We start from the raw sequence: 1,922 nt of genomic DNA, 5'->3' as shown, positions 1-1,922 counted from the left end.
CACAGGAAAAATAGACTAAAACTGAGTCAGAAGATGAGCGAACACGTGATCGAATATCACTGGAATGGGTGATCGGAAAATATCGGAATAACTGATCGGATGTCGCCGGAACAGATGATCGGATACGTCGGAATCTGCAGTCAGCCGTACTATCGGCGGCAGGGCGAAGATAATCGTGACCACGACGCCTGGCACATTACCGATACCGAATAGCATGACGATCGGTACCAGATAGACGAACGCCGGCGTCGTCTGCATCGCATCCAGCAGCGGGCGGATAATCTTTGCCGCGCCGTTGCTGCGCGCCAGCCAAATCTCCAGCGCCAGCCCGAGTACGATGCAGAACAACATCGAAGTGAGCACTAACGCCAGCGTCACCATCGCCTGCGACCAGGCGCCGATGATAATAAGCGACGCCAACGTGGCGACGCCCATGCCGAGCGGCGACATTAGCCAGGCTATCAGCGCGAAAATGATCATCGCCACCGGGGCCGGCATGCCCAGCAGCAGGTGTTGAAAGCCGCTTAGGATGAAGTCCACCGGGACGCGGATGCCCTGAAACAGCGGACGAAAGTGCAATACTACCCAATCGATGCCTTCGGTGACCCAGCGATCGAGGGGGATCAGCGTTTGATGAAAGGGGTCAAACACATTGAAATGCGCGGGCGCGTCGGCCGGAATGCTGTTAAGCCAGTCAGCGCTTTGCTGCGCCGCGTGTTGCGAGGCGGCATCGCCTCCCGGCGCGGCGACATTGCCCCAGGCATCGGCGGCGGCGGGAGCGCTATGGGCCGCCTCACCGGCGGGTGCCGCGGTGCTGCTCCAGGGATCGGCGGCCTGGCCTGCGGCTTCTTGGCCCGCGGCGTGCTGGGCGGGCGCCGTGTTGGTCGCCGCCCACGGATCGGTTGTGGTGTTACTCATTAGTCATCCCCTCTTTATCCAGCGCCTGCAGCAGCATCCCTTTGGAAATAATGCCGATGTATTGATTATCTTCGCCGACGACCGGTACGGCGCAGGGCGCCTGGGCGACGGTTGAAATCAATTCACTGAGCGGTGTCTCGGCGGGGATGGTGGCCGGCGATGCCAGCAACGCGTCTTCCAAGCGTACCGTTGGCGGAAAGGGCGGCCTTCAACGAATCAATGGACACTACGCCGATAAATTTCTGACCACGTTCCAGCACATAGCCGAAATCACGATCCTCATCTTGCAGCAGCCTCAGCGCGGAGCGCGGGCCGACGCCTGGGGGTTTTACGGATCAGGGTCACCGGCCGGCGACGGGCGATATCTTTGGCGCTGAATACCTGCGAGATATCCACGCCGCGGAAGAAGGTGCGGACATAGTCGTTGGCCGGGTTATTAAGGATCTCGTCCGGCGTGCCCACCTGCACCACCTCGCCCCCTTGCATGATAGCGATGCGATCGCCGATGCGCATCGCCTCGTCAAGGTCATGGGAGATAAAGATGATGGTGCGCTGGTGGCGGGACTGCAGCTTGATAAGCTCGTCCTGCATTTCGGTACGAATGAGCAGGTCGAGGGCGGAAAACGCTTCATCCATCAGCAGAATATCGGGGTTGATGGCCAGCGCGCGCGCCAGGCCGACACACTGGCGCATGCCGCCGGACAGTTCGTCCGGCCAGGAATGCGCATGCTGTTCCAGCCGTAAGCGTACGCCCAGCGCCGTATTGACAGTTATTCAGCAGGGATGGTGAGGTTCCACGGCAGGAGCTCTTTGATTTTGTTGATGGGATGATCCGCGATAATCGCCAGCACATGGCGCAGATATGCTTCCGGCTCCACGCCGTTCAGTTTGCAACTGCCGATCAGCGTATACATCAGCGCCGCCCGGTCGCCGCCGCTATCCGAACCGAAGAACAGATAGTTCTTGCGACCCAGGCTTATTACCCGCAGCGCGTTTTCAGCGAT

At 59.8% G+C, this 1,922-nt stretch carries 1 protein-coding gene and 2 pseudogenes; all 3 read right to left on the bottom strand.

All coding sequences use genetic code 11. The features are described from left to right. Positions 1-138: 138 nt before the first annotated feature. Positions 139-918: pseudogene (locus tag ACMX3H_RS18405) on the bottom strand (proline/betaine ABC transporter permease ProW); the annotation flags it as partial. After that, positions 911-1,656, bottom strand: a pseudogene (gene proV, locus ACMX3H_RS18400) (glycine betaine/L-proline ABC transporter ATP-binding protein ProV); the annotation flags it as partial. The pseudogenes proV and ACMX3H_RS18405, both read right to left, overlap by 8 nt. Positions 1,657-1,688: 32 nt before the next feature. After that, a partial coding sequence (locus ACMX3H_RS18395; protein ID WP_415211820.1) for a transposase domain-containing protein occupies positions 1,689-1,922 on the bottom strand: 234 nt, incomplete at its 5' end.

This window comes from Sodalis sp. (in: enterobacteria), assembly GCF_047607725.1.
GTDB lineage: Bacteria > Pseudomonadota > Gammaproteobacteria > Enterobacterales > Enterobacteriaceae > JBLKSS01.
Note: the sequence above shows the minus strand (reverse complement) of the source record. Positions and strands in the feature narration are given on the sequence as shown.